Here is a 24,872-nt window from a genome sequence, read left to right as displayed (position 1 = left end):
TGACCTTGCCTGGTGCATGCTGCCGGCATGGACAGCCCCTCCCGCACCACCCTGGTCACCGGCGCGAACCGCGGCCTGGGCCTCGAATTCGCCCGCCAGCTGCTGGCCCGCGGCGACCACGTCGTCGCCGCCTGCCGCGAGCCCGGGCGCGCCACCGCGCTCAATTCCCTGGCCGGGGAGCATCCGGGCCGCCTGCACGTGCTGCCGCTGGACGTCGCCGACGCCCGCTCGCGCGCGGCCTTCGCCGCCGAGCTGCCGCTGGTCCTGGGCGATGGCGGGCGCATCGACCTGTTGCTCAACAACGCCGGCGTGCTGCACTCCGGCGAGCGCTTCGGCACGCTGGGCGAGGCCCACCTGGAGCACAGCTTCCGGGTCAACGCCATGGGCCCTCTGCTGCTCACCCAGGCGCTGGCGCCGCTGCTGGCCGAAGGCGCCCGGGTGGTAAACGTGTCCTCGCGCCTGGGGTCGATCGGCCTGACCGAACGCTTCGGCACGCCGAGCTACAACATCAGCAAGGCGGCGCTGAACATGGCGACGGTGCTGTCGGCACAGGCGCTGGCCCAACGCGGGATCGTGGTGATCGCGCTCAGCCCCGGCTGGGTGCGCACGGAGATGGGCGGCAGCGACGCCGACGTCGCGCCCGAAGACGCCGTGGCCGGCATGCTGCGCCAGGTCGACGCGTTGGGCGAAGGCGACAGCGGGCGGTTCCTCGGCACCGACGGCAAGACGATCGCCTGGTAGCCGGCACGGCCGGATATCCTGCACGCCGCCAGACCCGACCCCCAGCCCGCGATGATCGACATCATCCTTTACCAGCCGGAAATCCCGCCCAATACCGGCAACGTGATCCGCCTGTGCGCCAACACCGGCGCCCGCCTGCACCTGGTGCGGCCGCTGGGCTTCGACATGGACGACCGGCAGTTGCGGCGCGCCGGGCTGGATTACCACGAGTACGCGCGGGTGGCGGTACACGACAACCTGGATGGCGCCCTGGCCGCGATCGCGCCGCCGCGGCTGTTCGCGCTCAGCGCACGCGGCCAGGTGCGCTACGACGCGCCCCGCTACGCCACCGGCGACGCCTTCCTGTTCGGTTGCGAAACCCGCGGCCTGCCCGGCGACGTACTGGATGCCGTCGCCGCCGACCATCGGCTGCAACTGCCCATGCGTCCGGACAACCGCAGCCTCAACCTCTCCAACGCGGTGGCGGTGGTGGCTTACGAGGCCTGGCGGCAGCTGGGTTTCGCGGGATCGGCATGAAGCGACGGCCCCTGTAAAGGCGATTCCCGGAAAAGTTCCTGCACTCCCGGGTTCACTATTCAGGTGAGGTTGCTCTCGCGGGGTGAGAATGCGTCTACCGGCCACGGGCGGTATCCGATTTCCCCGATCGGTTCTCTCCCTCCCCTGCTTCCCGTGGCCGGTCCTCTTCCCAGAACCAGAAGAAACAGAGGATTCCCCCTGATGAAGCGCACCCTGATCGCCATTGCTTTGGCGGCAACGGCGCCGTTCGCCGCCAATGCGGCCGAAGGCGTCTCCTACAACTACCTTGAAGCCGGCTATGCGGCTTCGAACGGCGACCTGGACGCCGACGGCTACGCGGCGCGCGGTTCATTCGCGTTCCACGACAATTTCCACGTCTTCGGCGGTTTCGGCAGCCAGGAGATCGACAACACGCGCTTCGACGTCGACCAGTACAACATCGGCCTCGGCTACAACCTCGAGATCTCGCCGCGCGCCGACCTGCTGGCCCGCGTCGCCTACCAGAAGCTCGACGCCGGCACCGTGCTCGGCAACGACCTCGACTTCGACGGCTGGAGCACCGAGGTCGGCGTGCGCGGCCTGCTCGCCAACAACTTCGACGGCTACGCGCTGGTCGGCTACGAAGACTACGACGGCGGCATCGACGGCGATTTCTACGGCCGCCTGGGCGCCAACGTGAGCTTCAACGCCAACTGGGGCATCAACGGCGACGTCAAGTTCAACGGCGACGTGACCGAGTGGTTCGTGGGTCCGCGCTTCCGCTGGTAAGCGCGCGTCCCGCACGACAGACACACCGCGGCCGACTCTCTCCCCGATCCGCGATGCTGACCCCGGCCGAAAGGCCGGGGTTTTTTTTGATCATCTCCCGACTGAGGGAGAGGCGTATGGCCGGCCCGGCGTTGTGGCTGGCTCTTCTCGAGGCATCCGGGATGCTGACGTAACAGTTGGAGCGGTGTTGCGCCGGCGCGGGCTGGTTTGACACCCGCCACATCACCGCGCAACGATCGCCCGCGAGGAGCTGATTGATCTGGAAGTGCCGGGCATCATCGTGATTGATCCGGGGCATGGAGGAGCAACGAGCGTAGGAGCCTCCAGTCCCAACAACGCGACCAGCTTTGGAAACGCTGATCGAGACTACAGCGGATGGGAATGTGAACTAGGCCGAAGACCAAGTGCTCGCCCAAACTCGCGCGCGTGTCTGGCAGAAATTGAACTCATCACGAATCCTGACGTGGAGCGAGCCTTGATTTCCGGGGAGAGTGCAGAAGCGAACCAGGATGCCATAGCGATCGCGCTTGCAAGTGCTTTGCTTGGTGATTTGTTGCGGCAGCCATGACCATGGACTTGAAAACATCCCTGCTGAGCATTGTTTTCACGATTCTCACTTCCTCTTGCAGCCCAACGGAAACACATTCAGCCGCAATCCGAACGTCTCAAGCCGACCACCTTCCGAGTGCCATTCCCACCCTGAATCTGGTAGAGATCCCGGTTAGCTCACCGACTCTCATCGAGGATCTTCCGCCTGAAGGATGGCGTCTGAGTCGAGGCGCAAATGGCGGCCTGTCGCGAGAGGACGGAAGGATCATCCTTGAAGGAACGCGTGATCGCCCGCTCCAAAGCGTACGTCGCGCCCCCGAAGCAGACGACCTGCTTGTCTATTTCGGCTCCGGACACTACGGGATCTATGCGCCTGATGGAGCGCTGGTGGCCGAAGTGCCCCTTATACACAGCATCATCAAGGACGCGAGCGTGGTTAGCTGGCGATGGAAAGACGCCGGCACCCTGGTTGGAGTGACCGAGCTCTCGCCTCCAGTTGAACGGCCACAGTATCCGGATGCTGACGTTCTTCCGGAGGCCACGCTTCTTTTTCTGTATCAACCCTACGAAGATCCCATCACTGTCTATCACTTACGGACGGAACAGCCGCCGCCCGGAACCGTCATTCGCCTGGAAGGCGTGACCGGGGATGGGATGCTGCAGCTCGGCGCGGTAGAGCCGAACCAGTATTTCGGCGGGCCTGCCAGTAAAATTCTCGGCGTGTTCGACGCTCCAACCCAGTTCAGATAGCCTTTTCCAGCCGCGCCGGCCTTCAGCGCGAAGGCCTCGTTCATCGCCACCGCCACGCCGAAGTCGTTCTGGGCGAAGGTGTTGTCGCTGCCCGCTTCGAGCAGCAGCCTGTTGCCGAACACGGTGCCAGCCGACCGGCTGGTCAGCCGATCAGCTTGCCGGCGTACTCGGCCTTCTGCTCACGGGCGAGCAAGCGGGCCAGGCCCTCCGCCGGAGTGATGCCCCCATGGAGCACGTCGCGGACGTTGCTGGAGATCGGCAGCTCGACGCCGTGGGCGTCGGCCTGGCGCATCACCTCGTCGGCGGTTTGCAGTGATTCCACCACCTGGCCGATCTCGCGCACGGCATCGTCCAGGCTCTGGCCACGGCCCAGGGCCAGGCCCAGGCGACGATTGCGGGACAGGTCGCCGGTGCAGGTCAGCACCAGGTCGCCAAGCCCGGCCAGGCCCATCAGGGTTTCAGGCCGGCCGCCGATGGCGATGTTCAGGCGCAGCATTTCGTTCAAGCCGCGGGTGATCAGGCCGGCGCGGGCGTTGAGGCCCAGGCCCATGCCGTCGGCGACGCCGGTGGCGACCGCCAGCACGTTCTTCATCGCGCCGCCGAGTTCGGCGCCGCGCATGTCGTTGCCGGTGTAGGCGCGGAACGCGGGGCCATGCAGGATGTCGGCAACCGCCTGCGCAAAAGCCTCGTCATCGCCGTGCACGGTGACCGCGGTGGGCTGGCCGGCGGCGACTTCCTTCGCGAACGAAGGGCCGGTGACCACGGCCAGGGGCACGTCGGCGCCCAGCACCTCGCCGGCCACTTCGTGCAGGAAGCGCCCGGAACCGGGTTCGAAGCCCTTGGTCGCCCAGGCCACGCCGGCGTGGGCAGGACGCAGCGGCGCCAGCGCGCGCAGGGTGTCGGCGAAGGCGTGCGACGGCACCACCACCAGCACCAGGTCGGCGCCGGCCAGCGCCGTGGCGAGGTCGGTGGTTGCGCGCAGCGACTCCGGCAGCGCGATGCCCGGGAGGTAGCGCGGGTTTTCGTGTCGGGAATCGACCGCCGCCGCGACGTCGGCGTCACGCCCCCAGAGCAGGGTCGCGTGGCCGTGGCGCGCGATCAGCGCCGCGAGCGCCGTGCCCCAGGAGCCGGCGCCGAGCACCGCGACCGCCGGTTTGCCCGGCGGTGCGATGTAAGGCTGCGTCACCACGGGTCAGGCGTTGCCGCCGGTCTCGCTGCTGGCCAGGTCGGTGCCGCCGGGCTGCTGGCCCTGGGCCGAGCGCTGGCGCAGGCCTTCGGCATACAGCGCGTCGAAGTTGATCGGCTGCAGCACGAAGGGAGCAAAGCCGCCGGCCTGGATCAGGCTGCCGACGAGCTGGCGCGCATAGGGATACAGGATGGCCGGGCAGTGCGTGCCGAGCATCGCGTCAAGCGACTGCTCGTCGAAGCCCGCCATGTTGAACAGGCCGGCCTGCTGCACTTCGACCAGGTAGATGACCTGGTCTTCGCCCAGCTTGCAGGTCAGGTTGATGCCCAGCACCACTTCGAAGGCCGAGTCCGCGATGCGGTTGACGCGCTGGTTGAGGTTCATCTGCAGCTGGGGCTGGCCCTGCTCGGAAAACGTCTGCGGCGACTTCGGCGATTCGAACGAGACGTCCTTGACGTAGATCTTCTCGACGGTGAACTGCGCGCCCGCGGGCTGCTCGGGGGCGGCACCGGCGGCGCCGTTCGCGTTCGTGGCTTCTTGCTCGGACATCTGGGTCAACTCCAGCGGAATTCGGTTAAGAGGGGATTATCGCACGTCGGTCGTGGCTACTTGCCGCGCCCCTTGGCCAGCGGAAGGTCCGCCTGCTGCCAGGCGCCGATGCCGCCGTCGAGCACATGGACCCGCTCGAAGCCGGCCTTGCGCAGGCGCTTGGCCGCATCCATCGCAGTCATCCCGGCCTTGCACACAGCCACCACCGGCAGCGCCTTCGCGCCGGCGAGTGCCTTGTTCTCGGGGTCGAACTGGGCCATCTGCACGTTCTTCGAGCCCGGGATATGCCCCTTCTCGAATTCCGCCGCCGGGCGCAGGTCGACCACCAGCGCGTTTTCACGATTGATCAATGCGGTCAGCTCGGCCGGGCGCAGGCTCTTGAAGCCGCGGAACAGGCGCGCGACTTCGGTATAGACCAGGGCCACCAGGATGCCGGCGAAGGCCAGCGAAAGCATGGGGTTGCGGCCCAGGAAGGCCCACAGTTCTTCAGGATTCACGGTGCTTGGCTGCTTGGCGGCGGGCAGCGATTGTGGCCCAGCGCCGGCGGTGGCGCAAAGCCGCATCGGCGGGCCGCGCGCGGCGCCGTGCTATTCCCCGCGCCAGAAGTCCGGCAGGCCGCCGGTGATCCACCAGGTGCGGGCTTCTTCGTCGTAGCGCCAGGCCTCCTGGTAGCGCATGCCGCGCTCGGCCATGGTGTGGCGGTTGATCACGCCGATGTCGACGTCGCGCAGCGCGGTATCGCCCGCCACCTGCGCCGCGCCCAGTTCGCGGTAGTGCGAGACCTGGACCTGCTTGTAGCGCTCGAACTCGACCTCGCTCAGCGGGTGTTTTTCGCGGAAGCCGGGATCGACCAGGTTCCATGCACCTTCGAAGTCGCCCCAGCGGATGGCCGCCGACCAGGCGTACTGGGCGCGATGCAGGGCCTCGCCCTTGCCGGCACCGCTGGCGCAGGCGGGCAACAGCAGCGCGCAGGCAATCAGCAGGATGAAAGTGAGGGCGGTGCGGTGGCGCGTCAGTCGCATGGGCAGTGTCCGCGGAACGTCGGCGGCCATGCTAACCCTTGGCGATGGCGGCGTAACCCGCGCGCAGGGTGGTGGCGATGCCGCCGTCGGGAAGCGGCACGCTGGCGGCGATGCGCACCCGGGCGCGGCCGCGGCTGCGCAGGGCCGCATCGAACGGTGCCCAGCCGCTGCCGTCGGCAAGCGCGGCGGTGGCCTGCAGGTCGGTGTACAGCGGCGCCAGGTAGCGGATCTCGCTGTCGGCCACGTAGACGTCGGCGTCGATGCCCAGCTGCCGGCAGCGCAGCGTCACCAGGCCCCAGCCGGCGAGGGTCATCAGCGACACCAGGCTGCCGCCGAAGGCGCAGCCCTTGTCGTTGACGTTGAGCGCCAGCGGCGCGCGCAGGCCGAGCGTGTCGCCCTCGCGGCCGGCGATGGTGATGTCCATGGCCGCGACCGGCGGCATCGAGCGGTAGTGCGCATCCAGCGCGCGAAGGTCGTCGTCCAGTTGCATGCAGCCATTCCATACGGGTTGCGGGACCGGCGCCTTGCCGGCGCCGGCGCGAGGCACCAAGCTTGCGCGATGCCTGCGCACGCCTCCACCGGGCCACTGTCCGGATGCTACGTCATCTCGCTGCGTCCGGTCGGCGGCCACGGCCCGGTGCGCCGCGCCGCGGCCGCGCTGGGTGCGCGCACGCTCGCGCTTTCGCCGTGGCGCATCGCAGGGCTCGATGATGACCACGCGCGCACCGGCCTGCGTCGCGCGCTTGCGGCACCGCGCGTGGTGTTCACCAGCCCTGCCGCGGTCACCGCCGCGGCGGCGCTTGAACCACTGCGGCCAAAGCCCGGACAGGCCTGGGTCGCGGTCGGCGCGGGCTCGGCGCTGGCGCTTGGCCAGGCAGGCGCCGGCGACACCCCATTCCCGGAGCGCATGGACAGCGAAGGCCTGTTGGCGATGCCCGCACTGCGCGAGGTGCACGGGCTGGACATCGGCCTGGTGACCGCACCGGGCGGCCGCGGCGTGATCGCCGCCACCCTTGCCGGACGCGGTGCGCGCGTGCTGCGCGCGAACGTCTACGAGCGCGTGCCGGTTCGGCCTTCGCCGCAATCGCTGGCCGCGCTGCGCGCGCTGGCGGCGCCGGCATGGCTGCTGCTGAGCAGCGGCGAGGCCCTGGAACACGTGCTTTCCGCAGTGGCCGGGGACGCGCTGGCGAGGCTGCGCGACACGCCGGTGATCGCAGCCAGCGAGCGCCTGGGCGACCTTGCCCGGGAACATGGCCTGCGGGTGGCCGCGGTCGCTACCAGCGCACGGCCTTCAGCGATGCTCGCAGCCTGCGTCGGAGCGGCGGCAAAGCCCTAACATGGGCGCTCCGACACCGTCCTTGCGCACCGTGAACCCGCCCCAGCCCCCTGCGCCCGCACCGCGGCGCCGCACCTCCGGCTTCGCCTGGCTGCTGCTGCTCGTCATGGTGCCGATCGCCGGCGCCCTGGGCTGGCGCGCCTGGCAGGCCGAAGTCGACGCCCGCCGCAGCGCCGACGCCGAGGAAACCCAGCGCCTGGACGCCCTCACGCAGCGAGTCGCCGTCATGCGCGACAACCAGCAGGCCCAAGGCAAGCGCATGCAGCAGTCCGAGGCCACCAATCGCCTGCTGCGCGACGAGCTGCTGGCCATGGGCCAGCGCGCAGCCCTGCTTGAAGACAGCGTGCAGCGGCTGGCGGACCCGGCGCACGATGTCGCCCGGGCGCTGCGCATCGATGAAATCGAGCTGCTGCTTGCCCAAGGCCAGCAGCGCCTGCTGGTGGCGGGTGATCTCGGTGGCGCACGCCGTGCCTACGCCCTGGCCGCGCGCCTGGCCGATTCGCTGACGGCCCCCGGCGACATCGACCTGCGCCAGGCACTGGGCCAGGAGCGGGCCGTGCTCGATGCCCTGGGCGAGGATCCGCGGGTCCGCGCCATCAAGCGCATCGATGCCTTCGAAGCAGGTTTCGAGGCCGGCCCGACAGGGGTCTTCGAGACGGAGGCGGAGGCCGCGCAGGGCACCGGCGTGGCCTGGTGGCGACGCCTGGCACGGCGCATCGTCGAGGTACGCCCCAGCGATGATCGCCTGGCCGTGGATTCAGGCGAACAGGCTGCGGGCCATGCCGCGCTGCGCCTGGAACTCACGCTTGCGCGCGCCGCCGCCGAGCGTCGGGACGCGGACGGCCACGCCGCGGCGCTGGCACGCGCATCGGCGTGGCTGCCGCGGCTTCGACCTGTTTCGCCGGCGCGCGAGGCGTTGGCGCGCGAGCTCGAAGCGATTGCCGCGCTGCCGCTCGCCCTCGCCCTGCCCGAGCTCGGCACTTCGCTGGAACAGCTGCGGAGGCTCCGCGGCAATGACGCAGCCGCGGCTCCGGACGCGGCTGCGGACGCATTTCCCGACGCCGCCCGGGACGCGTCCAACTGAACCGGGTGCCGCACGCGAAGCGACATGAACACGGCCGCGACACGCGCGCGGCTACGGTGGCGCGAGCATCTGGAGACCTGCCATGAACCTGTTCCGCACCCTGCTTGTCTGGATCCTGCTGGCGATCATCGGCGCCCTGGCCTGGCACCTCCTGGCCCAGGACCCCGGCTACGTACTGGTGCGCTACCGCGGCTGGGACTACACCACCAACCTGCTCTGGGTCTCGGTGGCCGTGGTCGCGGGACTGTTCGCGCTCTGGTTGCTGTGGTCGCTGGTGGCGCTGCCGCTGCGCGCCTTCCGCCGCCGCCGCGACCAGCAGTCGCGCGCCCGCCTTGGTTCGGGCCTCGAAGCGCTGCACCAGGGCCACTACGCGCGCGCCGAGAAGCTGTTGCCGCAGGCCGGCGACGAAAGCGATGCCGCGATCGCGCGCCTCGCCGCCGCACGCTCCGCCATGGCCCGGGGCGACCACGCCGCCGCGCGCAGCCATCTTGATTCGATCGACGCCGGCCACGCCCTGACCCGGGCCATCGGCCGCGCCGAACTGGCGCTCGCCGAACATCGCCCAACCGACGCCCTGGTCGCACTTGACGACCCCGCCGCGCAGCCGCTGTCACCGCGCGGGCTCGCCCTGCGCGCCGACGCCCTGGCCGCCTCGCGCCAGGCCGGCGATGCCTATGCCCTGCTCGGCGCCCTGCGCCAGCAGCAGGCGCTGCCGGAAGCGGCACTGGCCGAGCGTGAACGCAGCTGGGCCGCGCAAGCCCTCGACGAGGCGTCCGACGCCAACGCCCTGGCCGATCGCTGGGAGAGCGTGCCCAAGACACTGCGCAGCGAGCCCGCGGTGGTGTCGGCCTACGCCGAACGCGCCGCCGCCCTGCGCTGGGAAGACGCCGCCACCTCCAGCATCGAACACGCCCTGGACACGCGCTGGGACGAAGGCCTTGCTGCGTGCTACGGCCGCCTGCCCATCGACCGCGTCGAACACCGCGAGGCCCACGCGACCCGTTGGCTGCAGCAGCATCCGGGCAGCCCTGCCCTGCTGCTTACCCTGGCGCGACTGGCGCGGGCGCGCGACCAGTGGCCGCAGGCCGAAGACCACCTGCACCGGGCACTGGCCCAGGGCGCGGGCGCGGAAGCCTGGGAAGAGCTGGGCGACGGCCACGCCGCGATGGGCGATGACGCCCGCGCCCGGATCGCCTATGCCAATTCGCTGCGCGCGCTGCGCGGTGAAGCCACGGAGCCGCTGCCAGACCGTGAATCGCGCCAGGACATCCCGAACAGTGGTGTGATCGAGGGCGGCGCCGGGATCGAGGACCGCGACGAGCACGGGTTCCCCCGCATCCGCGACTGAAGCCACATCGCCACCAGCATCAGCGCTCCAGGATCGCCACCACGCCCATCCCGCCGGCGGTGCAGATCGAGATCAGGGCGCGGCCGCCGCCGCGTTCCTGCAGCTGGCGCGCGGCGGTCGCGACCACGCGCGCGCCGGTGGCGGCGAACGGATGCCCGGTGGCCAGCGACGAGCCGACGGGATTGATCTTCGCCGGATCGATGCGGCCCAGCGGCGCGTCCAGGCCCAGGCGCGTGCGGCAGTAGTCCTCGCTTTCCCAGGCGCGCAGCGTGCACAGCACCTGCGCGGCAAAGGCTTCGTGGATCTCGTAGATGTCGAAGTCCTGCAGCGTGAGGCCATTGCGCGCGAGCATCTCGGCGACCGCAACCGTGGGTGCCATCAGCAGGCCTTCGCCATGCACGAAGTCGACCGCGGCCACGTGCGCGTCGCGGACGTGGCACAGCACTTCGTGGCCATGCGCGGCCGCCCACTCGTCGGTGGACAGCAGGCAGGCGGCGGCACCGTCGGTAAGCGGCGTCGAGTTGCCGGCGGTCAGCGTGCCAAGCCCGGAACTGCGATCGAAAGCCGGCTTGAGCGTCGACAGCTTTTCCAGCGACGTCTCGGCACGCAGCACGTTGTCGCGCGAGACGCCGCGGAAGGCCACGACCAGGTCATCGAAGAAGCCGCGTTCGTAGGCCGCGGCGAGCTTGTGGTGCGAGGCCACGGCGAGTTCGTCCTGCGAATCGCGCGAGATGCTCCATTCCTTGGCCATGTCCTCGCAATGGTCGCCCATCGACTTGCCGGTGCGCGGCTCGGCCACCCCCGGGAAGTCGGGCTTGAGTTCGCCCAGGCGGAAGCCCCTGAACTGCGCCAGTTTGTCCTTGGTGGTCTTCGCCGCGTTGGCAGCCAGCAGGCGCCTGCGCAGCGACTTGCCGTACACGATCGGCACGTCGGACGTGGTGTCGCTGCCGCCGCCGATGCCGCTGTCGATCTGCCCGGCGGCGATCTTGTTGCCGATGGTGATGATCGAATCGAGCGAGGTGCCGCAGGCGCGCTGCAGGGTGATGCCTGGCGTCAGCGGGGACAGCCCAGACGACAACGCCGCCTCGCGCCCGAGGTTCCAGTCGCTGGAGTGCTTGATCACCGCACCCATCGCGACCTCGCCCAGGCGCTGGCCGTGCAGGCCGAACTTCTCCACCAGCGCACCCAGGGTGCGCACGGACATGCCGAGGTTGCCGACATCGGCATAGGCCGTGTTCTGGCGGCAAAAGGGAATGCGAACACCGCCGAGGACGGCGACCGGGCGACCATGCAGCATCTGGGGACCTCGCAGGCTGCCCACCGACCGTGGCAGGCATAATGCAACGAGTTTAGCGCCGCCCATGCGCAGGGCCAATGAACAAGACCGCAGAGAACAATCCCCGGACCAACCGCGTGCTTGGCGCGCTGGCAATTGAACTCGTGCCGGGCAGCAGCGCCGCGCGCGACGCGGTGGCGCAGGCCGATGCCGGCGAAATCGCCGCGCTGGTCGCCGCCGACCTGGCGAAGTTCGCACCCGAAGCCGCCAGCCTGGACTGCAGCCTGGTCGCCGCGCACTTCGACCCGGTGGAGCTGCTGCGCCCGGGCTGGCCCCTGCACCAGGAGCTGTGGCAGCTCGCGGCCAAGGCGCCGCGCGCGCCCGGCGGCGGTCCTCGCATCCTCGCTTTCGGCAGCCACGAAGGCCGGCTGCCCGGCGCGCTGTCGCCCGCGCCGGAGTATTCCGGCGGCCCGCTGCGGCTGCTGCCTTACGTACTGGATGGCGACCCGGCCACGGTCGCGCGCGTCGCGGCCCGCTGCGAAGCCGACCTGATGGAAGAAGGCATGGCCGGCGCCGGCACCGCGCTGGCGATGCAGGACGCGTTCGGCATGCGCGTGGAGCACGCGCGCCATCTCACCGTGCACGACCTGTGCGCGCTGACCGCGATGCAGTACGAGCACGCCGGCCTTGCGCCGCTGTGGCCGCTTCTTGAAGCCGCGTTGCTGTCGCCCGCACGCGAAGCCTGGCTGGATGCGCCGCCGGAACCCCTGCTGCACTACGCCGACGGCACCGCGCGGATGGCGATGTTCACCCCCGCCGCATGGCGTGAGCGTTACGCAGCGCACGCCCCGGCGACGGAAGACGACGCCGACGACCAGGCGCGCAATGGCCTCGCGCGCCTGTACGCCCATTTCGAAGCGCGCCAGCGCCAGTTCACCAGCCTGCTGCGCGCGCACGGCGTGGCCGTGGAGTTCATCCACTGCCAGGGCGACGCGCGGACGGAGCTCGAGGCCCCGCCCGCGCGCTGAATCACATCGCCTGGGTGATCACGCCGCAGGCCAGGCGTGCGCCGGCATTGCCGGTGGGCTGGGTGGCGTAGTCGTCGGGATCGGCATGCACGATCACCGCGCGGCCGAGGACGTCGGTCGGCGCGCCATCGGCCAGCGTGGCGCCGTCAAGGCGGGTGTCGACCCGGGCCACGCCGGTGTCGTCGGCCCTGATGTTGTCGGTGTCGCCGACATGGTGCTCGCCCGCGCTGACGCGGCCGTGGGCACTGTCGGTCGGATTGAAATGGCCGCCGGCGCTGGTGCCGTCCGGCGCGCTGCAGTCGCCGGTCTCGTGCACGTGGAAGCCGTGCTCGGTATTGGGCGGCAGGCCGTTGACCTGGCCGGTGATGGCGACGCCGCCGTCGACGGCCGCGAAGGTGATTTCACCGGTGACCGAATTGCCCTCGGTCGCGGCGAGGATCGCCATCGTGCCGGCGGCAGGCGCGGTGGTCATGTCGGCGGCTCCGGCCTGGTCGACCTGGTCGGCCGGGGTGGCCGGTGCCGCCGGCGGGGTCGCGGCATCGTCATATGCGTCCTGGCGGTTGTCGCCGCAGGCGGCAAGTCCGAGCACAAGCGAGGCGGCGAGCAGGGTCATGGGGATCGTGCGCATGGGTAGTACTCCTTCCTAGGGCGCGCCCACGGGCGCGATGGTGATGACGCCGCAGGCGATCCGCGCGCCGGTCGCACCGGCGGTGGAGCCGAGGACGACCAGCGAGCGGCCGGCGATGTCGTTGGCCGCGGCGGCGCCGAGCACGGCACCGCGGACAAGCTGGTCGACGTGGGCCACGCCGCGCTCGTTGGCGATGATGCGGTCGCTGCCGCCATCGAGCGCGCCGCTGCCGCTGGCATCGAAATAGGGCCCGGCGCTGGAGGCGTCGATCGCGCTGCAGTCGCCGCGCGCGTGCACCTGCAGGACGTGGGCGCCGTTGCGGGTCAGGCCGCCGACGTCCCCGGACAGGCGGACCCCGCCCGGCTCGGCGCGCAGCACGACGCGGCCGCTGGCCAGCGTGGCCGAAGCCGCGGTCAGGTTGGCGTGCGCGGTGGCCGCCGTCCCGGCGTCTGCCCGCGGCGGGGGCGGTGGCGGTTCGCGCGTCGCCGGTGGCATGCCGGCGCAGCCGGCGAGCACTCCCGTGGCGAAGATCAGGGCGGTCAGGCGACGCATGCGGCTCACGACTGGATGGGCAAGCGCCATAGCGTAGCGTCCGTCCGGTATCGGGTGCGTGAGTCCGGCGTTCAGGACGCGGGACGGCGCGCGCCGAGCTTGCGCGTGAGCGTGTTGCGGCCGACGCCGAGCGATGCGGCGGCCTCGCTGCGGCGGCCGCCGGCCTGGTCGAGCGCGGTTTCCAGCAGCACCCGGTCCAGGCGTTCGCGGGCCTCGGCGTGGATGCCCCGGGCGCCGGCGGCCAGCCGTGCCAGCGTCCAGCCGCGCAGCGCGGCCTCCCAATCGCCTTCGTCTCCCGGCGCCACGTCGCCTTGCGCGCCCCGCGGTCCCCATGCCTCGTCGAGGTCGGCGACATCCACCACGTCGCCCGACGCCAGCGCGGCCATCCGCCAGCAGAGGTTCTCGAGTTCGCGCACGTTGCCGGGCCAGGGATGCGCCTGCAGGCGCTCCAGCGCCAGGCGCGACAGGCGCTTCACCGGCGCCGCGAAGCGCCGGGCCGCGCGCTGCAGGAAGCGCTCGGCCAGCCGCGGGATGTCCTCGCGCCGCTCGCGCAGCGGCGGCAGGCGCAGGCGCACCACGTCCAGGCGATGCAGCAGGTCGGCGCGGAAGCCGCCGTCGCGCACCTTCGCCTCCAGGTCCTGGTGGGTGGCGGCCACCACGCGCACGTCGACCCGGATCAGCTCGCGGCCGCCGACGCGGAAGAACTCGCCCTCGGCCAGCACCCGCAGCAGCCGGGTCTGCAGCGGCAGCGGCATGTCGCCGATCTCGTCGAGGAAGAGCGTGCCGCCGTCGGCCTGTTCGAAGCGGCCGACGTGGCGCCGGCTCGCGCCGGTGAAGGCGCCGGCCTCGTGGCCGAACAGTTCGCTCTCCAGCAGCTCCGACGGGATCGCCGCGGTGTTGAGCGCGACGAAGGGCATGCGCGCACGCGGCGATTCGCGATGCAGCGCGCGCGCCACCAGCTCCTTGCCGGTGCCGGTCTCGCCGGTGACCAGCACCGACAGCGGCGCCTGCGCCAGCCGGCCGATGGCGCGGAACAGCTGCTGCATCGCGGGCGCGTCGCCCACCAGCGCGTCGTCGTCGGGCGCGGCGCCGGCGCCCGCTTCGGGCCCGACGCCATCGCCAGGCGCGACGCCGGCGCCGGCGCTGCCCAGCGCGCGCGCGGCCAGCGCCACGGCGTCGTCGAGGTCGAAGGGCTTGGGCAGGAAATCTTTGGCACCGCCGCGAAACGCACCGGCGGTGCTGGCGACATCGGTGTAGGCGCTCATCACCACCACCGGCAGTGCCGGCAGCCGCTGCCTGAGCGCATCGAGCAGGCGCAGGCCGTCGTCACCGGGCATGCGCACGTCGGTGAACAGCAGCCGCGGCGGCGCGGCGCCCCGTTCGAGCGTGGACAGCACGTCGGCGGCCGACTCGAAGCCGGTGACTTCGTAGCCGGCATCGCGCAGCGCCGTGGCCAGCACGAAGCGCACGCTGCGGTCGTCGTCCACCACCCAGATGCGCGGGCCTTCGCTGCGTGTCATGGCGCGTCCCCACCGCCCACGGCGGCAGCGTTGTTCGCGGCGACCCCGGCCGGCGCGGCGGAGGCCGGTGGATACGGCAGCAACAGCGTGAACACCGTATGTCCCGGGCGCGAGCGGTAGGCAAGGCTGCCGCGGTGCTCGCGCGCCACCTGTTGCGCCAGCGCCAGGCCCAGGCCGCTGCCCTCGGCGCGGCCGGAGACCAGCGGTACGAACACCTGCTCGGCCAGCTCGTCGGGCACGCCGCGGCCGTCGTCAACAACGTCCAGGCGCAGCGCCAGCGCATGCAGCCCGCTGCCGATGCGCACGCCGTGTTCGGCGCGCGTGCGCAGCGCCACTTCGCCGGCGCCGGCCTCGATCGCGTTGCGCACCAGGTTCCACACCGCCTGCACCAGGCGGTCATGGCCGCCGTCGAACTCCGGAAGGCTGGGGTCGTAGTCACGCACCAGCTTCACCGCCCAGCCGGCGTCGGCCTCGGCCAGGCGCAGCACGCGCTCCAGCACCATGTGCACGTTGAGCGGGGCGTGCGGCACCGGCGGCGCCGGGTCGAGCATGCGGTCGACCAGCTGCGCCAGGCGCGCGACCTCGGAATCGACCAGCTCCAGCAGCTCCCGCGCCGGGGCGTCGTCACCGGGGATGCGGCGCGCCAGCAGCTGCGCGGCGCCCTTCAGGCCCGCCAGCGGGTTGCGCAGCTCATGCGCCAGGCCCCTGAACGCCGCCGACAGCGCCAGCGGCAGGGCCGCGACCGGATCGCCACCGGGGAATTCGTCCACCGGGTGCAGTTCCAGCAGCCAGCCGCTGCCGTGGGGGCCCAGCCACGCGTCCGCGAAGCGCGGCGCGGCGCCGGGCACCGCCAGCGCCAGCCGCTGAAGGCGCCTGGATTCGCGCGGCTCCGCGGCCTCCAGCGCGCGCGCCAGGGCATCCCCCTCGAACTCCAGCGAGGCCAACGGCACGCCCGCCAGGCGCCGCGCACTGACCACCAGCCACTGCGCGCAGGCGGCATTGGCGGCAATCACGGTCCCATCGCCGGCAGCCACAAGGACCGGCGTGCCGAGGCATTCGAAGTCGTGGGCGGGCAGCGACATTGCACCAATCTAGTGCAAGAGGCGGGCATCGCGACAGCGGCGCATGGGGTTATCCCGTATTGAGCCGTCGGGCCGGCAATGCAACCCTCGTACCCGCGCACCCGCATGGCATCGGCCCGGCGGACGGTGCCGCCCGAATTTCGCCCGCTCCGCTACGCCGGCGCAGGGCCTGGAGAGCCACCATGAACAACCCCGTCTCTGATCGATACACCTGCGTCGCCCCGCCGCCCCCGCCGCCCCCGCCGCCCCCGCCGCCAAAGATCGAAAAGGCCGAGGACGCCCTCGCGCAGGCCGGGCACGACCACGGTGGCAGCGTGCACGGCGCCACGCATGCGGACACCCAGGCCAACCTCGCCGAGAGCCGCCAGGCGGCGATCGACCAGGCCATGCAGGAAGGCCGCGGCGGCGACATCAGCACGATCAACACCGCCTTCGACCACGCCCTGGCACGCCTCGACGCCGGTGACATCGCCTACCAGCACCAGTCCGGCCAGGCGGTCGACACCAGCACCGGCCAGGCGGCGGACGGAAGCAGCATCCGGACCTCGACGCACGCCGATGGCACCCGGATCGTGCAGGCCGAAGGCATGGACGCGCGCGGCAATGCCGTGGCCACCACGCAGGTGTTCGACGCCGGCGCGACCGGCGCCGCGGGCCAGGTGCCGCTGGAAAGCCGCACCGTGGTCGCCAACGGCACGTCGACCACCAGCGGGCTGCCGGAACGCAGCGTCGAGCAGGCTGCCGACGGCCAGGGCACGGTGATCACCGACACCTGGGGCGATACGCCCGGTGCGCCCGAGCGCGTGGTGCGCCACGTCGTCCTGCCGGCCGCCGACGGTGGCCAGCAGGTCCAGTCGGTGACGCTGCTCGAGGGTGGCGCGGACGCCGACGTCCCGCCCGCGCTGCGCATCCGCGAGATCGCCGCGGACGGCACGGTGGCCTTCGATACCGGCGAAGTCAGCCATGTGTCGTCCACGCCCGTGCCCGGGCAGTCCGGCGTATCGACCGTGACCCACGCCTACGACAGCGGCATGCGCATGGAATACGCCATCCATGCGGCGCCTGCCGGCAGCGAAGGCGTGCCGGACGCGATGCTCTCGCAGACGCTGACCACCGAAGACGGCAGCGTCGTCTTCGAGGCCACCGGCGTGACCCGGACCGAAGCCACCGGCCCGCAGGGCGACCTGCAGGTCACCGACACCGCGGCCGACGGCAGCCGCACCGTCTACAACCTGGGCACCGACGGCCAACTGGCAAGCACCCGCGCCTACGGCGCCGACGGCGCCCTGCTGCAGACCGTCACCCGCGAGTCGCTGGACGGCCTGCCGGAAGTCGCCAGCCGCGAAACCGTCACCGCCGCCGATGGCAGCCAGGTGGTGACCGAGTACAACGCCGACGGTGAACCCCTGGGCATCCGCGAGATCGACGCCAATGGCGCCACCGTCCAGGAAGTCGGCTCGCTCAAGGGCGAGCGCATCGACGCCGCCCGCGCCGACGAGGTTGCCAGCGAGATCCTCGACGTCGGCGTCCGCCGCCTGTGGAGCGACGACTACGAGAAGCGCCTGCTCTATGCCCTCGAAACCCTGCAGGACCTCGACCCGGTCTCGCAGCAGATGGTGCTGGGCGCCCTGCAGGAACAGGACCCGGGCATGGGCCAGTCCTGGTTCCGCACGGGCATCCTGGAAAACCTGAAGACCGACGAACTGGCGCTGCTTGACGGCGGCGGCCTCGACATCATGACCGGCGTGCCCGGCACCACCGCCGACGACCTGGAGGCGATCAGGACCATCCACGAGCTGGACGTGGACGCCGGCGAATACACCGGCGAATACGGCGAGTACGCGGCCACCGGCGACGAGCAGCAGGCCGGCCAGCTGCAGGCCTTCATGACCGAATACGACGCGCGCGCCGGTGACCCCCAGGCACAGGCCCGGTTTGTCGCGCTGTACGAGCGCATGCACGGCGATGCCTTCGTCGAGGGCTTCCTGAGCGACGAGACCCTGGCCGAGGCGAAGGACACCGGACTGTCGCTCTACAAGGATGCCGGCGTGGTCGGGATCGACACCGCGGCCCATGACGTGCTGATGGGCAACCGCCTGGAGACCGCGGCCGATTCCCGCGACGACGTGCTGTCGGCGCGCGACCGGGTGATGGACGCCGGCGTGCGCCGCTTCATGGTCGACAACCAGGAAGAGCGCGTGCAGGCGCTGGTGACCGAAATGGCCAAGCTCGACCCCGAAGGCCAGGCGGCGCTGATGCGCCAGGTCGTCGAGACCGATCCCGATGCGCGCCTGAACTGGCTGCGCGACGGCATCATCGACCGCGCCACCGAGGGCAACCAGGCATTCACTCCCGAAATGCGGGACGTGATCACCGGCATACGCGGCAACGGCGAGACCAGCTTCATGGGCCAGCTGCAGGGCTTCGGCGGCGGCGTCAAGGACGCCGGCGTGGGCTTCGTGGTCGGGCTGGGCGTACTGGCCCGGACGTCCTACGACCTGTCCGGCGCCGGCGCCATCAGCGACATGGTCACCGGCGGCGACGGTCCCGCTTTCCTGCCCAGTGCGCAGCGTGGACAGGAAACCGGCAAGGCGATGATCGAAGGCCTTCCGCACATGTTCTCGCACATCGGCGCGGCCTGGGGCGACGGCCGCTACGGCGAGGCCCTGGGCAACATCACCTTCGACGTCGCGTCGATGCTGATACCGGTCAAGATCCCCAAGATCAGGCTGCCCGGAGGCGCGGGCGCGGCCGACAACATCGCCGGCGGCGTCGACAACCTGGCCACGGCGCGCTACGTGGACCAGCAGGGGCGACCGGTCAACGCGCCGGCGACCGAGCCGCGGCTCGCCACGGCGGGTCCGGACGGCGCATACACGATCACCGACGCGGCGCCCCCGGGCGGCACCGCGGCACGCCAGGGCATCGAGGCTCCGCCGCCGCGCCTGGCGATCGAAGCCGCGCCGACGCCCGAGCTCCTCGCCCAGCGCCAGGCCACCGCGGCCGCGTTCTACGAGCGCGCGACCGGGCGCCCGGCCGACCCCGCGCACCTCGGCGGCATCGACTTCAGCCGCCCGGTGGAAGTGCAGACGCTGCGCGAAGGCACGGTGGTCTACCAGTGGCAGGCGCCGGGCGCGCCCAAGGGCAGCTACTTCTCGCCCTCGCCCAGCGCGCGTCCGACCGACATCGGCATCTCGAGCGTGGGCGTGCGGCCCGAGGTGTACGGCAAGGTGTCCGAGGTGCTCCGCAACATCGATCCACAGGCCCCGGCCCCGGCCCGCAACGCCGACGGCACCTACAGCGGCATGGACCCCGGCCATGCCATCGAGGTCACGCCCGGCGGGATCGTCGACAAGACGCGCGTCGCCTACGTGGTGACGCGCGACACCGATGTACTGGTATCGACCGCGCGCCAGGTCGACGACACCTGGGCCATCCCCGACCGCTCGATGACGTCCATCCCGACCGAAGGTGGCCGGCTGCAGATCTACACCGGCGACGGCCACGTCTTCAAGGCGATGGAGCCGCCGGTGGCGGCGCCACCATCAGGCGCGGCCCCCGCGTACGCCGTGCCGTCCGGCCGGACCTTCGCGGACGACGTGCTTGGCACCCAGCCACACCGCCTGGACGGCGACTTCCTGCAGATCGCCAAACACGTGTACAAGGCCGACGGCACTCCGCTTGAAGGCGGCTTCCGCCAGCTCGCCGAGGCCGACCTGCCACCCGGCATCAGCGCGGCCGACCTCGACCATCCATCCGGACTGCGTGCCGCGATCTACAGCAATGGCGATGGCCAGTTCGTGCTTGCGTTCAAGGGCACTTCGCCCACGTCGCTGCGTGACATCAAGGCCGACGTCGTGCAGGGCCTGGGCTTCCCGAGCGGGCAGTACACGCATGCGGTCGAGCTCACGCGCCAGGCCCATGCCGCCTATGGCGACAACCTCGTGCTGACCGGGCACTCACTGGGCGGTGGACTGGCCTCGCAGGCCGCGATGGCCGCTGGCGCCGGGCACCTGCCGGCGATCGTGTTCAACCCGGCCGCGGTGCATCCGCGCAACCTCGCGCGCGAGAACCCGCTGTTCCAGGACGGCGGTGGCGTCCAGCATGCGGCCGAGGGCGGCAGCTTCGCGAACGGTCGCGAGCTGGCGCCGTACTACGCAGGCGAAGGCGGCCTGGTGCGGGCCTACATCGTCAGGAACGACGAACTCACCCTGCTCCAGGACCGCGTCCCGGGCATGCCCAGTGCGCTGGGGCATCGCGAGGGGCTGCCGGCCAACTTCCCCTTCGGGCACGGCACCGCCGCGCTGCAGGAGGGGTTCGCCAAGCGCTTCCCTGACGGCGTGCCCGAGATCGACCCGGACGTCGGATCCCTGTACATCGATCCGGCCAACGGCGAATGGACCACGCGCGCGCCCGATCCCGAGGGTCCCACCTGGCCCGGCAACTGGTTCATGGGCGGGTCCACTCCGTAGCGGCGGCGGCTTCGCGGGCGCTCCAGCGCCCGCGTAGGCAGCTCAGCCGGCCGGGTCCAGCAGGCCGGCACCGCCGGGCAGCGTCAGCGCGTGCAGGATCCGCAGGTCTTCCTCGTCCAGCGTGGTCAGCGCATCACCGCGGAAGCGCAGGCGGAAGGCCCGGATCGCCGCCGCGGGATCGTCCACGGCATAGCCGACCAGCCGCAGCGCGCGCATGGCATCGAAGCCTTCCGGCGCCGGCGGCGCATCATCGGCGGGCCAGATGCCGAAGCCGGCCGCGGCCAGCCGCTTCCAGGGGAACAGCGCACCGGGATCGATCTTGCGCGAGGGCGCGAGGTCGGAATGGCCGATCACCTGGCTGCGCGGAATCCGCAGGCGCGCGGTCAGGTCTTCGAGCAGGCGCAGGAGGGCCTGCACCTGCGGCTCGGTAAAGGGTTCACGACCGTCGTTGTCGATCTCGATGCCGATCGACGCCGAGTTGAGGTCGGTGATCGTGCCCCAGCGTCCGCCTCCGGCATGCCATGCGCGCCGCGAGTCGGCGACCAGCTGGTAGATCGCGCCGTCGTCGCCGACCAGGTAATGCGAACTCACCGGCCCGCCGCTGTTGCGAGTGCTCAGCGTGCGCAGGCTCTGTTCGACCGAGTCCTGCTCGGTGTAGTGCAACACGATGATGACGGGGCGGCGTTCGTCGTGGTTGGGCGACGGCACCCACTGCGCGATCGGGTTGCGCGCCGGCTGGTGCACGCAGCCGACAAGCAGGGCAAGGCAGATGGCTGCGAAAATCGTTCTGGTGCGCATGCCCCATTCCACCCGCCACCCGCCAGATTTGCAACCGCAACAGTAGGAGCAGCTATAGCTGCTCCCACAAGTGTTCGGCGATGGCGGCTCCCGCAAGTGCTCGCTGTCAGATCGCGTAGTACATCTGGTACTCGAGCGGATGGGTTGCCGAGCGGAACGCGGTGACTTCCTTCATCTTCAGCGCGATGTAGGCATCGATGAAGTCGTCGCTCATCACGCCGCCGGCCTTGAGGAACTCGCGGTCGGCGTCGAGCGCCTCCAGCGCCTGGTCCAGCGAATGGCAGACGGTCGGGATGCCCTTGGCCTCTTCCGGCGGCAGGTCGTAAAGGTCCTTGTCGCTGGGGCCACCCGGATCGATCTGGTTCCTGATGCCGTCAAGCCCGGCCATCATCAGCGCGGTGAACAGCAGGTAGCCGGAGCTCATCGCGTCCGGGAAGCGGAACTCGATGCGGCGCGCCTTCGGATTGCTCACGTACGGGATGCGGCAGGAGGCGGAGCGGTTGGACGCCGAGTAGGCCAGCATCACTGGCGCCTCGAAGCCCGGCACCAGGCGCTTGTAGCTGTTGGTGCTGGCATTGGAGAAGGCGTTGATCGCGCGCGCGTGCTTGAACACGCCGCCGATGTACCACAGCGCGGTCTGGCTCACGCCGCCGTAGCCGTCGCCGGCGAACAGGTTCACCCCGGCCTTGGCCAGCGACTGGTGCACGTGCATGCCGCTGCCGTTGTCGCCGACCAGCGGCTTGGGCATGAAGGTGGCGGTCTTGCCGTTGCGGTGGGCGACGTTCTTGACCACGTACTTGGTGGTCAGCAGTTCATCGGCCTTGCGCGTGAGCGAGTTGAACCGGGTGCCGATCTCGCACTGGCCGGCGTTGGCGACCTCGTGGTGATGGACCTCGGTCTCGATACCCATGGCGTCGAGGGTCTTGCACATCTCGGCGCGGATGTCGTGCAGCGAGTCCAGCGGTGCCACCGGGAAGTAGCCGCCCTTCACGCCCGGGCGGTAGCCGGTATTGCCACCTTCGTATTCGCGGCCGGAGTTCCACGCGGCCTCTTCCGAGTCGACGTGGAAGAAGGTGTGGCCCATGTCATTGGCGTAGCGCACCGAGTCGAAGATGAAGAATTCGGGCTCGGGGCCGAAGAAGGCCTGGTCGGCGATGCCGCTGGACTTCAGGTAGGCCTCGGCGCGGCGCGCGATCCCGCGCGGGTCGCGGTTGTAGGCCTGCATCGTGGTCGGGTCGAGCACGTCGCAGGTCAGCACCAGGGTCGGATCGGCGGTGAACGGATCGAGGAAGCCGGTCTCGGGGTCGGGTAGCAGCACCATGTCGGACTGGTGGATGCCGCGCCAGCCGCCGATCGAGGAGCCGTCGAACATCTTGCCGTCCTCGAACAGCGCCGGCTCGATGATCGAGGCCGGATAGGTGACGTGGTGCTGCACGCCGCGCATGTCGGAAAAGCGCAGGTCGATGAATTCGACCCGATGGTCGCTGATGAGCTTTTCGACGGTTTCGATGGACATGGACGGCTCCGGATGTTCGAGGGCAGGTCCCGGGCACGCCCGGGTGTCGGTAGTGGTTACGCAAGCGCCGTGCCATGCGGCAAGTCCTTGAACCCACTACGATCAGCAGCGGACTGCAAGCCTTTTTGCACCCGAATGGTGCGGCCACTCCATCAATCGCACCAGTAAGGTGCACCTGTTCCGTCGACCGTCTCGCCCCTGCAGGAGGCCCTGTGGAGCGGTAGCCCTGCGGGACAGCTGACGCCCTTACTGGAACTTTCTCGTACCCTTTCCCGAAGAAGTTCCAATGAAAGCATCCCGCCCTCCCCTCCACCGCCCGGATCCCGACCCATGACCGACCCGCTGGCCGCCCTGCTGCTGGGCATCCTCGAAGGCCTGACCGAATTCCTCCCGATCTCCAGCACCGGCCACCTGCTGATCGCGCAGCACTGGCTGGGCGCGCGCTCGGACTTCTTCAACATCGTCATCCAGGCCGGCGCGATCCTCGCCATCACCCTCGTGTTCCGCGAGCGCATCACCGGCCTGGTCACCGGCCTGGTCACCGGCCTGGGCGAGGCCCGCAACCGCGACTACGCGATGAAGCTGGCCGTCGCCTTCCTGGTAACCGCACTCGTCGGACTGCCCGTGCGCCTGCTGGGCTGGGAGCTGCCGGAAACCGTGAGCCCGATCGCCTGGGCGCTGATCATCGGCGGCGTGTGGATGATCGTCGCCGAGCGCGTGGCCGAGCGCCGCAGCCCCGACGGCACCGAGGTCACGTGGACGATCGCGGTACTGGTCGGACTGGCGCAGGTGGTGGCCGGCGTGTTCCCCGGCACCTCGCGCTCGGCGGCCGCGATCTTCATCGCCATGCTGTTCGGCCTCAGCCGGCGCACGGCCGCGGCCGAGTTCGTGTTCCTGGTCGGCATCCCGACCATGTTCGCGGCCAGCGCATACACCTTCATGGAGCTGGCGATGGACGGCGGTCTGGGCGGCGAAGCCTGGGCCGACGTCGGCATCGCCTTCGCCGCGGCCACGATCACCGGCTTCATGGTGGTCAAATGGCTGCTGGGGTATATCGAACACCACCGGTTCACCGGTTTCGCCGTGTATCGCATCCTGCTGGGCGCGGCACTGCTGCTGTGGTTGCCGATGGGCGAATGACGCCGGCGCCCGACCCCGTCCGGCCCCGTCGCGCGTTCGCCCGGATCCCTGCCCCTGGAGGTCACCGATGAAGCACCCGTCCCTGTTCGCCCTGCCACTGGCACTCGCGCTCGCGGCCTGTTCGCCCGGCACGGGCGACGACCCGTCCGCCTCCACGCCGGCCGTCGCGCCGGCATCGGAAACGGCTCCGGCACCGGCAGGCCACGCACCTGCCCCCGACGTCGCGACCACCCTCGGTGGCTACCACTGGCAACTGGACTCGGCCACCGCCGCCGACGGCGCCCGCATCGACGCGCTGTTCGGCAATGCCGAGGCCCCGCTGCAGCTCGACTTCGCCGAGGGCCGGGTCTCGGTGACCAACGCATGCAACGGCATGGGCGCGGACTTCAACCTCGCCGCCGGCGAACTCACGCTGGGGCCGATGATCAGCACGCAGATGGCCTGCGCCGAGCCGCTGATGGCGATGGAACGCGAAACCCATACCCGCCTGGCCGGCAGCCATGCGCTCGCCATCGAAGCCGGCGAGGCGCCGCGGCTGCGGCTGGTCAATGCCCTGGGCGATACGCTGGCCTTCAGCGGCGCGCCAAACGCGCGCACCCGCCACGGTGGCGAACCGGAGCGCGTGTTCCTGGAGGTCGCCGCCGAGCGCATCGACTGCCACCACCCGCTGATGCCCGACCACCGCTGCCTCGAGGTCCGCGAGTTGGAGTACGACGCGGAGGGCCTCAAGCGCGGCACCGGCGAATGGGGCCCGCTGTACGAGGAGATCGAGGGCTACGAACACCAGCCCGGCGTCCGCAACGTGCTGCGCGTGGACCGTTTCCGGCGCCAGGACGTGCCCGCGGACGCTTCTTCCATCGTGAACGTGCTGGACATGGTGGTGGAGAGCGAGCAAGTCGCCCGCACCGAGCAGGCAAAACCCCAGTAGGAGCGGCTATAGCCGCGACACGCCAAGCCCACGACCGCGACACGGCATTCACCGGTTGCTGGTCGCAGCTATAGCTGCTCCTA

At 70.7% G+C, this 24,872-nt stretch carries 23 protein-coding genes and 1 pseudogene; 11 read left to right on the top strand and 13 right to left on the bottom strand.

The features are described 5' to 3' along the window. The first annotated feature begins 27 nt into the window (after window positions 1–27). From ACW7GZ_RS13685 to ACW7GZ_RS13670, 4 genes are all read left to right on the top strand, one after another. The gene (locus tag ACW7GZ_RS13685; protein ID WP_457004920.1) at window positions 28–741 is read left to right on the top strand and encodes an SDR family oxidoreductase; all 714 of its coding nucleotides are present in this window, start codon (window positions 28–30) and stop codon (window positions 739–741) included. A 51-nt stretch (window positions 742–792) separates the two neighbouring features. After that, window positions 793–1,257, top strand: a complete 465-nt coding sequence (locus ACW7GZ_RS13680) for a tRNA (cytidine(34)-2'-O)-methyltransferase (protein ID WP_457004918.1) — start codon at window positions 793–795, stop codon at window positions 1,255–1,257. Window positions 1,258–1,458: 201 nt separating this feature from the next. Then, window positions 1,459–2,025 carry an Ax21 family protein gene (locus tag ACW7GZ_RS13675; protein ID WP_457004916.1) on the top strand — a complete coding sequence of 189 codons (567 nt, stop codon included), beginning with the start codon at window positions 1,459–1,461 and terminating at the stop codon, window positions 2,023–2,025. A 564-nt stretch (window positions 2,026–2,589) separates the two neighbouring features. Further along, window positions 2,590–3,324 carry a hypothetical protein gene (locus tag ACW7GZ_RS13670; RefSeq protein ID WP_457009837.1) on the top strand — a complete coding sequence of 245 codons (735 nt, stop codon included), beginning with the start codon at window positions 2,590–2,592 and terminating at the stop codon, window positions 3,322–3,324. A gap of 17 nt (window positions 3,325–3,341) precedes the next feature. On the opposite strand, the pseudogene ACW7GZ_RS13665 reads toward ACW7GZ_RS13670, so the two are convergent. From ACW7GZ_RS13665 to ACW7GZ_RS13640, 6 genes and pseudogenes are all read right to left on the bottom strand, one after another. Further along, window positions 3,342–3,437: pseudogene (locus ACW7GZ_RS13665) on the bottom strand (DUF481 domain-containing protein); the annotation flags it as partial. Between the two features lie 29 nt (window positions 3,438–3,466). After that, a complete protein-coding gene (locus ACW7GZ_RS13660) occupies window positions 3,467–4,495 on the bottom strand; it encodes an NAD(P)H-dependent glycerol-3-phosphate dehydrogenase (RefSeq protein WP_457005103.1) in 1,029 nt (342 codons plus the stop codon). A 21-nt stretch (window positions 4,496–4,516) separates the two neighbouring features. Beyond that, window positions 4,517–5,059 carry a protein-export chaperone SecB gene (gene secB, locus ACW7GZ_RS13655; RefSeq protein WP_457004914.1) on the bottom strand — a complete coding sequence of 181 codons (543 nt, stop codon included), beginning with the start codon at window positions 5,057–5,059 and terminating at the stop codon, window positions 4,517–4,519. 56 nt (window positions 5,060–5,115) lie between these two features. Then, window positions 5,116–5,556, bottom strand: a complete 441-nt coding sequence (locus ACW7GZ_RS13650) for a rhodanese-like domain-containing protein (RefSeq protein WP_343256070.1) — start codon at window positions 5,554–5,556, stop codon at window positions 5,116–5,118. A 90-nt stretch (window positions 5,557–5,646) separates the two neighbouring features. Further along, a complete protein-coding gene (locus ACW7GZ_RS13645) occupies window positions 5,647–6,081 on the bottom strand; it encodes a hypothetical protein (RefSeq protein WP_457004912.1) in 435 nt (144 codons plus the stop codon). A 31-nt stretch (window positions 6,082–6,112) separates the two neighbouring features. Next, entirely contained in the window at window positions 6,113–6,571 is a 459-nt protein-coding gene (locus tag ACW7GZ_RS13640; RefSeq protein ID WP_457004910.1) for a YiiD C-terminal domain-containing protein, read from the bottom strand. Between the two features lie 69 nt (window positions 6,572–6,640). Between ACW7GZ_RS13640 and ACW7GZ_RS13635 the strand changes: the two genes are divergently transcribed. The 3 genes from ACW7GZ_RS13635 (at window position 6,641) to ACW7GZ_RS13625 (ending at window position 9,849) form a co-directional block, all read left to right on the top strand. Next, on the top strand, window positions 6,641–7,417 hold the full coding sequence (locus ACW7GZ_RS13635; RefSeq protein WP_457009723.1) for a uroporphyrinogen-III synthase: 777 nt from the start codon (window positions 6,641–6,643) through the stop codon (window positions 7,415–7,417). Window positions 7,418–7,439: 22 nt separating this feature from the next. After that, on the top strand, window positions 7,440–8,501 hold the full coding sequence (locus ACW7GZ_RS13630) for a uroporphyrinogen-III C-methyltransferase (protein ID WP_457009721.1): 1,062 nt from the start codon (window positions 7,440–7,442) through the stop codon (window positions 8,499–8,501). 82 nt (window positions 8,502–8,583) lie between these two features. Then, complete coding sequence (locus ACW7GZ_RS13625) at window positions 8,584–9,849, top strand: heme biosynthesis HemY N-terminal domain-containing protein (protein WP_457009719.1); 1,266 nt, start codon at window positions 8,584–8,586, stop codon at window positions 9,847–9,849. A gap of 19 nt (window positions 9,850–9,868) precedes the next feature. Here the strand turns inward: ACW7GZ_RS13625 and ACW7GZ_RS13620 are convergent, their stop codons facing one another. Beyond that, window positions 9,869–11,146 (bottom strand): acetyl-CoA C-acetyltransferase, encoded by a 1,278-nt coding sequence (locus ACW7GZ_RS13620; protein WP_457004904.1) that lies wholly within the window; start codon window positions 11,144–11,146, stop codon window positions 9,869–9,871. A gap of 77 nt (window positions 11,147–11,223) precedes the next feature. Here ACW7GZ_RS13620 and ACW7GZ_RS13615 point away from each other — a divergent pair, with 77 nt between their 5' ends. Continuing rightward, the gene (locus ACW7GZ_RS13615; RefSeq protein WP_457004902.1) at window positions 11,224–12,153 is read left to right on the top strand and encodes a hypothetical protein; all 930 of its coding nucleotides are present in this window, start codon (window positions 11,224–11,226) and stop codon (window positions 12,151–12,153) included. Window position 12,154: 1 nt separating this feature from the next. On the opposite strand, the gene ACW7GZ_RS13610 is transcribed toward ACW7GZ_RS13615, so the two are convergent. The 4 genes from ACW7GZ_RS13610 to ACW7GZ_RS13595 form a co-directional block, all read right to left on the bottom strand. Continuing rightward, window positions 12,155–12,781, bottom strand: a complete 627-nt coding sequence (locus tag ACW7GZ_RS13610; protein ID WP_457004901.1) for a superoxide dismutase family protein — start codon at window positions 12,779–12,781, stop codon at window positions 12,155–12,157. Window positions 12,782–12,796: 15 nt separating this feature from the next. After that, a complete protein-coding gene (locus ACW7GZ_RS13605; protein WP_457009717.1) occupies window positions 12,797–13,333 on the bottom strand; it encodes a superoxide dismutase family protein in 537 nt (178 codons plus the stop codon). A gap of 71 nt (window positions 13,334–13,404) precedes the next feature. Next, on the bottom strand, window positions 13,405–14,853 hold the full coding sequence (ntrC, locus tag ACW7GZ_RS13600) for a nitrogen regulation protein NR(I) (protein WP_457009715.1): 1,449 nt from the start codon (window positions 14,851–14,853) through the stop codon (window positions 13,405–13,407). Then, window positions 14,850–15,935, bottom strand: coding sequence for a two-component system sensor histidine kinase NtrB (locus tag ACW7GZ_RS13595; protein ID WP_457004897.1), 1,086 nt, complete (start codon window positions 15,933–15,935; stop codon window positions 14,850–14,852). The genes ntrC and ACW7GZ_RS13595 overlap by 4 nt, the downstream gene beginning before the upstream one ends. 182 nt (window positions 15,936–16,117) lie before the next feature. Here ACW7GZ_RS13595 and ACW7GZ_RS13590 point away from each other — a divergent pair, with 182 nt between their 5' ends. Further along, the gene (locus tag ACW7GZ_RS13590) at window positions 16,118–20,407 is read left to right on the top strand and encodes a polymorphic toxin type 46 domain-containing protein (RefSeq protein WP_457009713.1); all 4,290 of its coding nucleotides are present in this window, start codon (window positions 16,118–16,120) and stop codon (window positions 20,405–20,407) included. 42 nt (window positions 20,408–20,449) lie between these two features. On the opposite strand, the gene ACW7GZ_RS13585 is transcribed toward ACW7GZ_RS13590, so the two are convergent. Continuing rightward, the gene (locus ACW7GZ_RS13585; protein WP_457004893.1) at window positions 20,450–21,205 is read right to left on the bottom strand and encodes an N-acetylmuramoyl-L-alanine amidase; all 756 of its coding nucleotides are present in this window, start codon (window positions 21,203–21,205) and stop codon (window positions 20,450–20,452) included. Window positions 21,206–21,311: 106 nt separating this feature from the next. Continuing rightward, the gene (gene glnA / locus ACW7GZ_RS13580) at window positions 21,312–22,721 is read right to left on the bottom strand and encodes a type I glutamate--ammonia ligase (RefSeq protein WP_457004892.1); all 1,410 of its coding nucleotides are present in this window, start codon (window positions 22,719–22,721) and stop codon (window positions 21,312–21,314) included. Window positions 22,722–23,051: 330 nt separating this feature from the next. Here glnA and ACW7GZ_RS13575 point away from each other — a divergent pair, with 330 nt between their 5' ends. Then, window positions 23,052–23,861 carry an undecaprenyl-diphosphate phosphatase gene (locus ACW7GZ_RS13575; RefSeq protein ID WP_457009711.1) on the top strand — a complete coding sequence of 270 codons (810 nt, stop codon included), beginning with the start codon at window positions 23,052–23,054 and terminating at the stop codon, window positions 23,859–23,861. Window positions 23,862–23,928: 67 nt separating this feature from the next. Then, entirely contained in the window at window positions 23,929–24,789 is an 861-nt protein-coding gene (locus ACW7GZ_RS13570) for an META domain-containing protein (RefSeq protein ID WP_457009710.1), read from the top strand. Window positions 24,790–24,872 lie beyond the last annotated feature (83 nt).

The sequence above is a fragment of the Luteimonas sp. A537 genome, from assembly GCF_054052065.1.
Note: the sequence above shows the minus strand (reverse complement) of the source record. Positions and strands in the feature narration are given on the sequence as shown.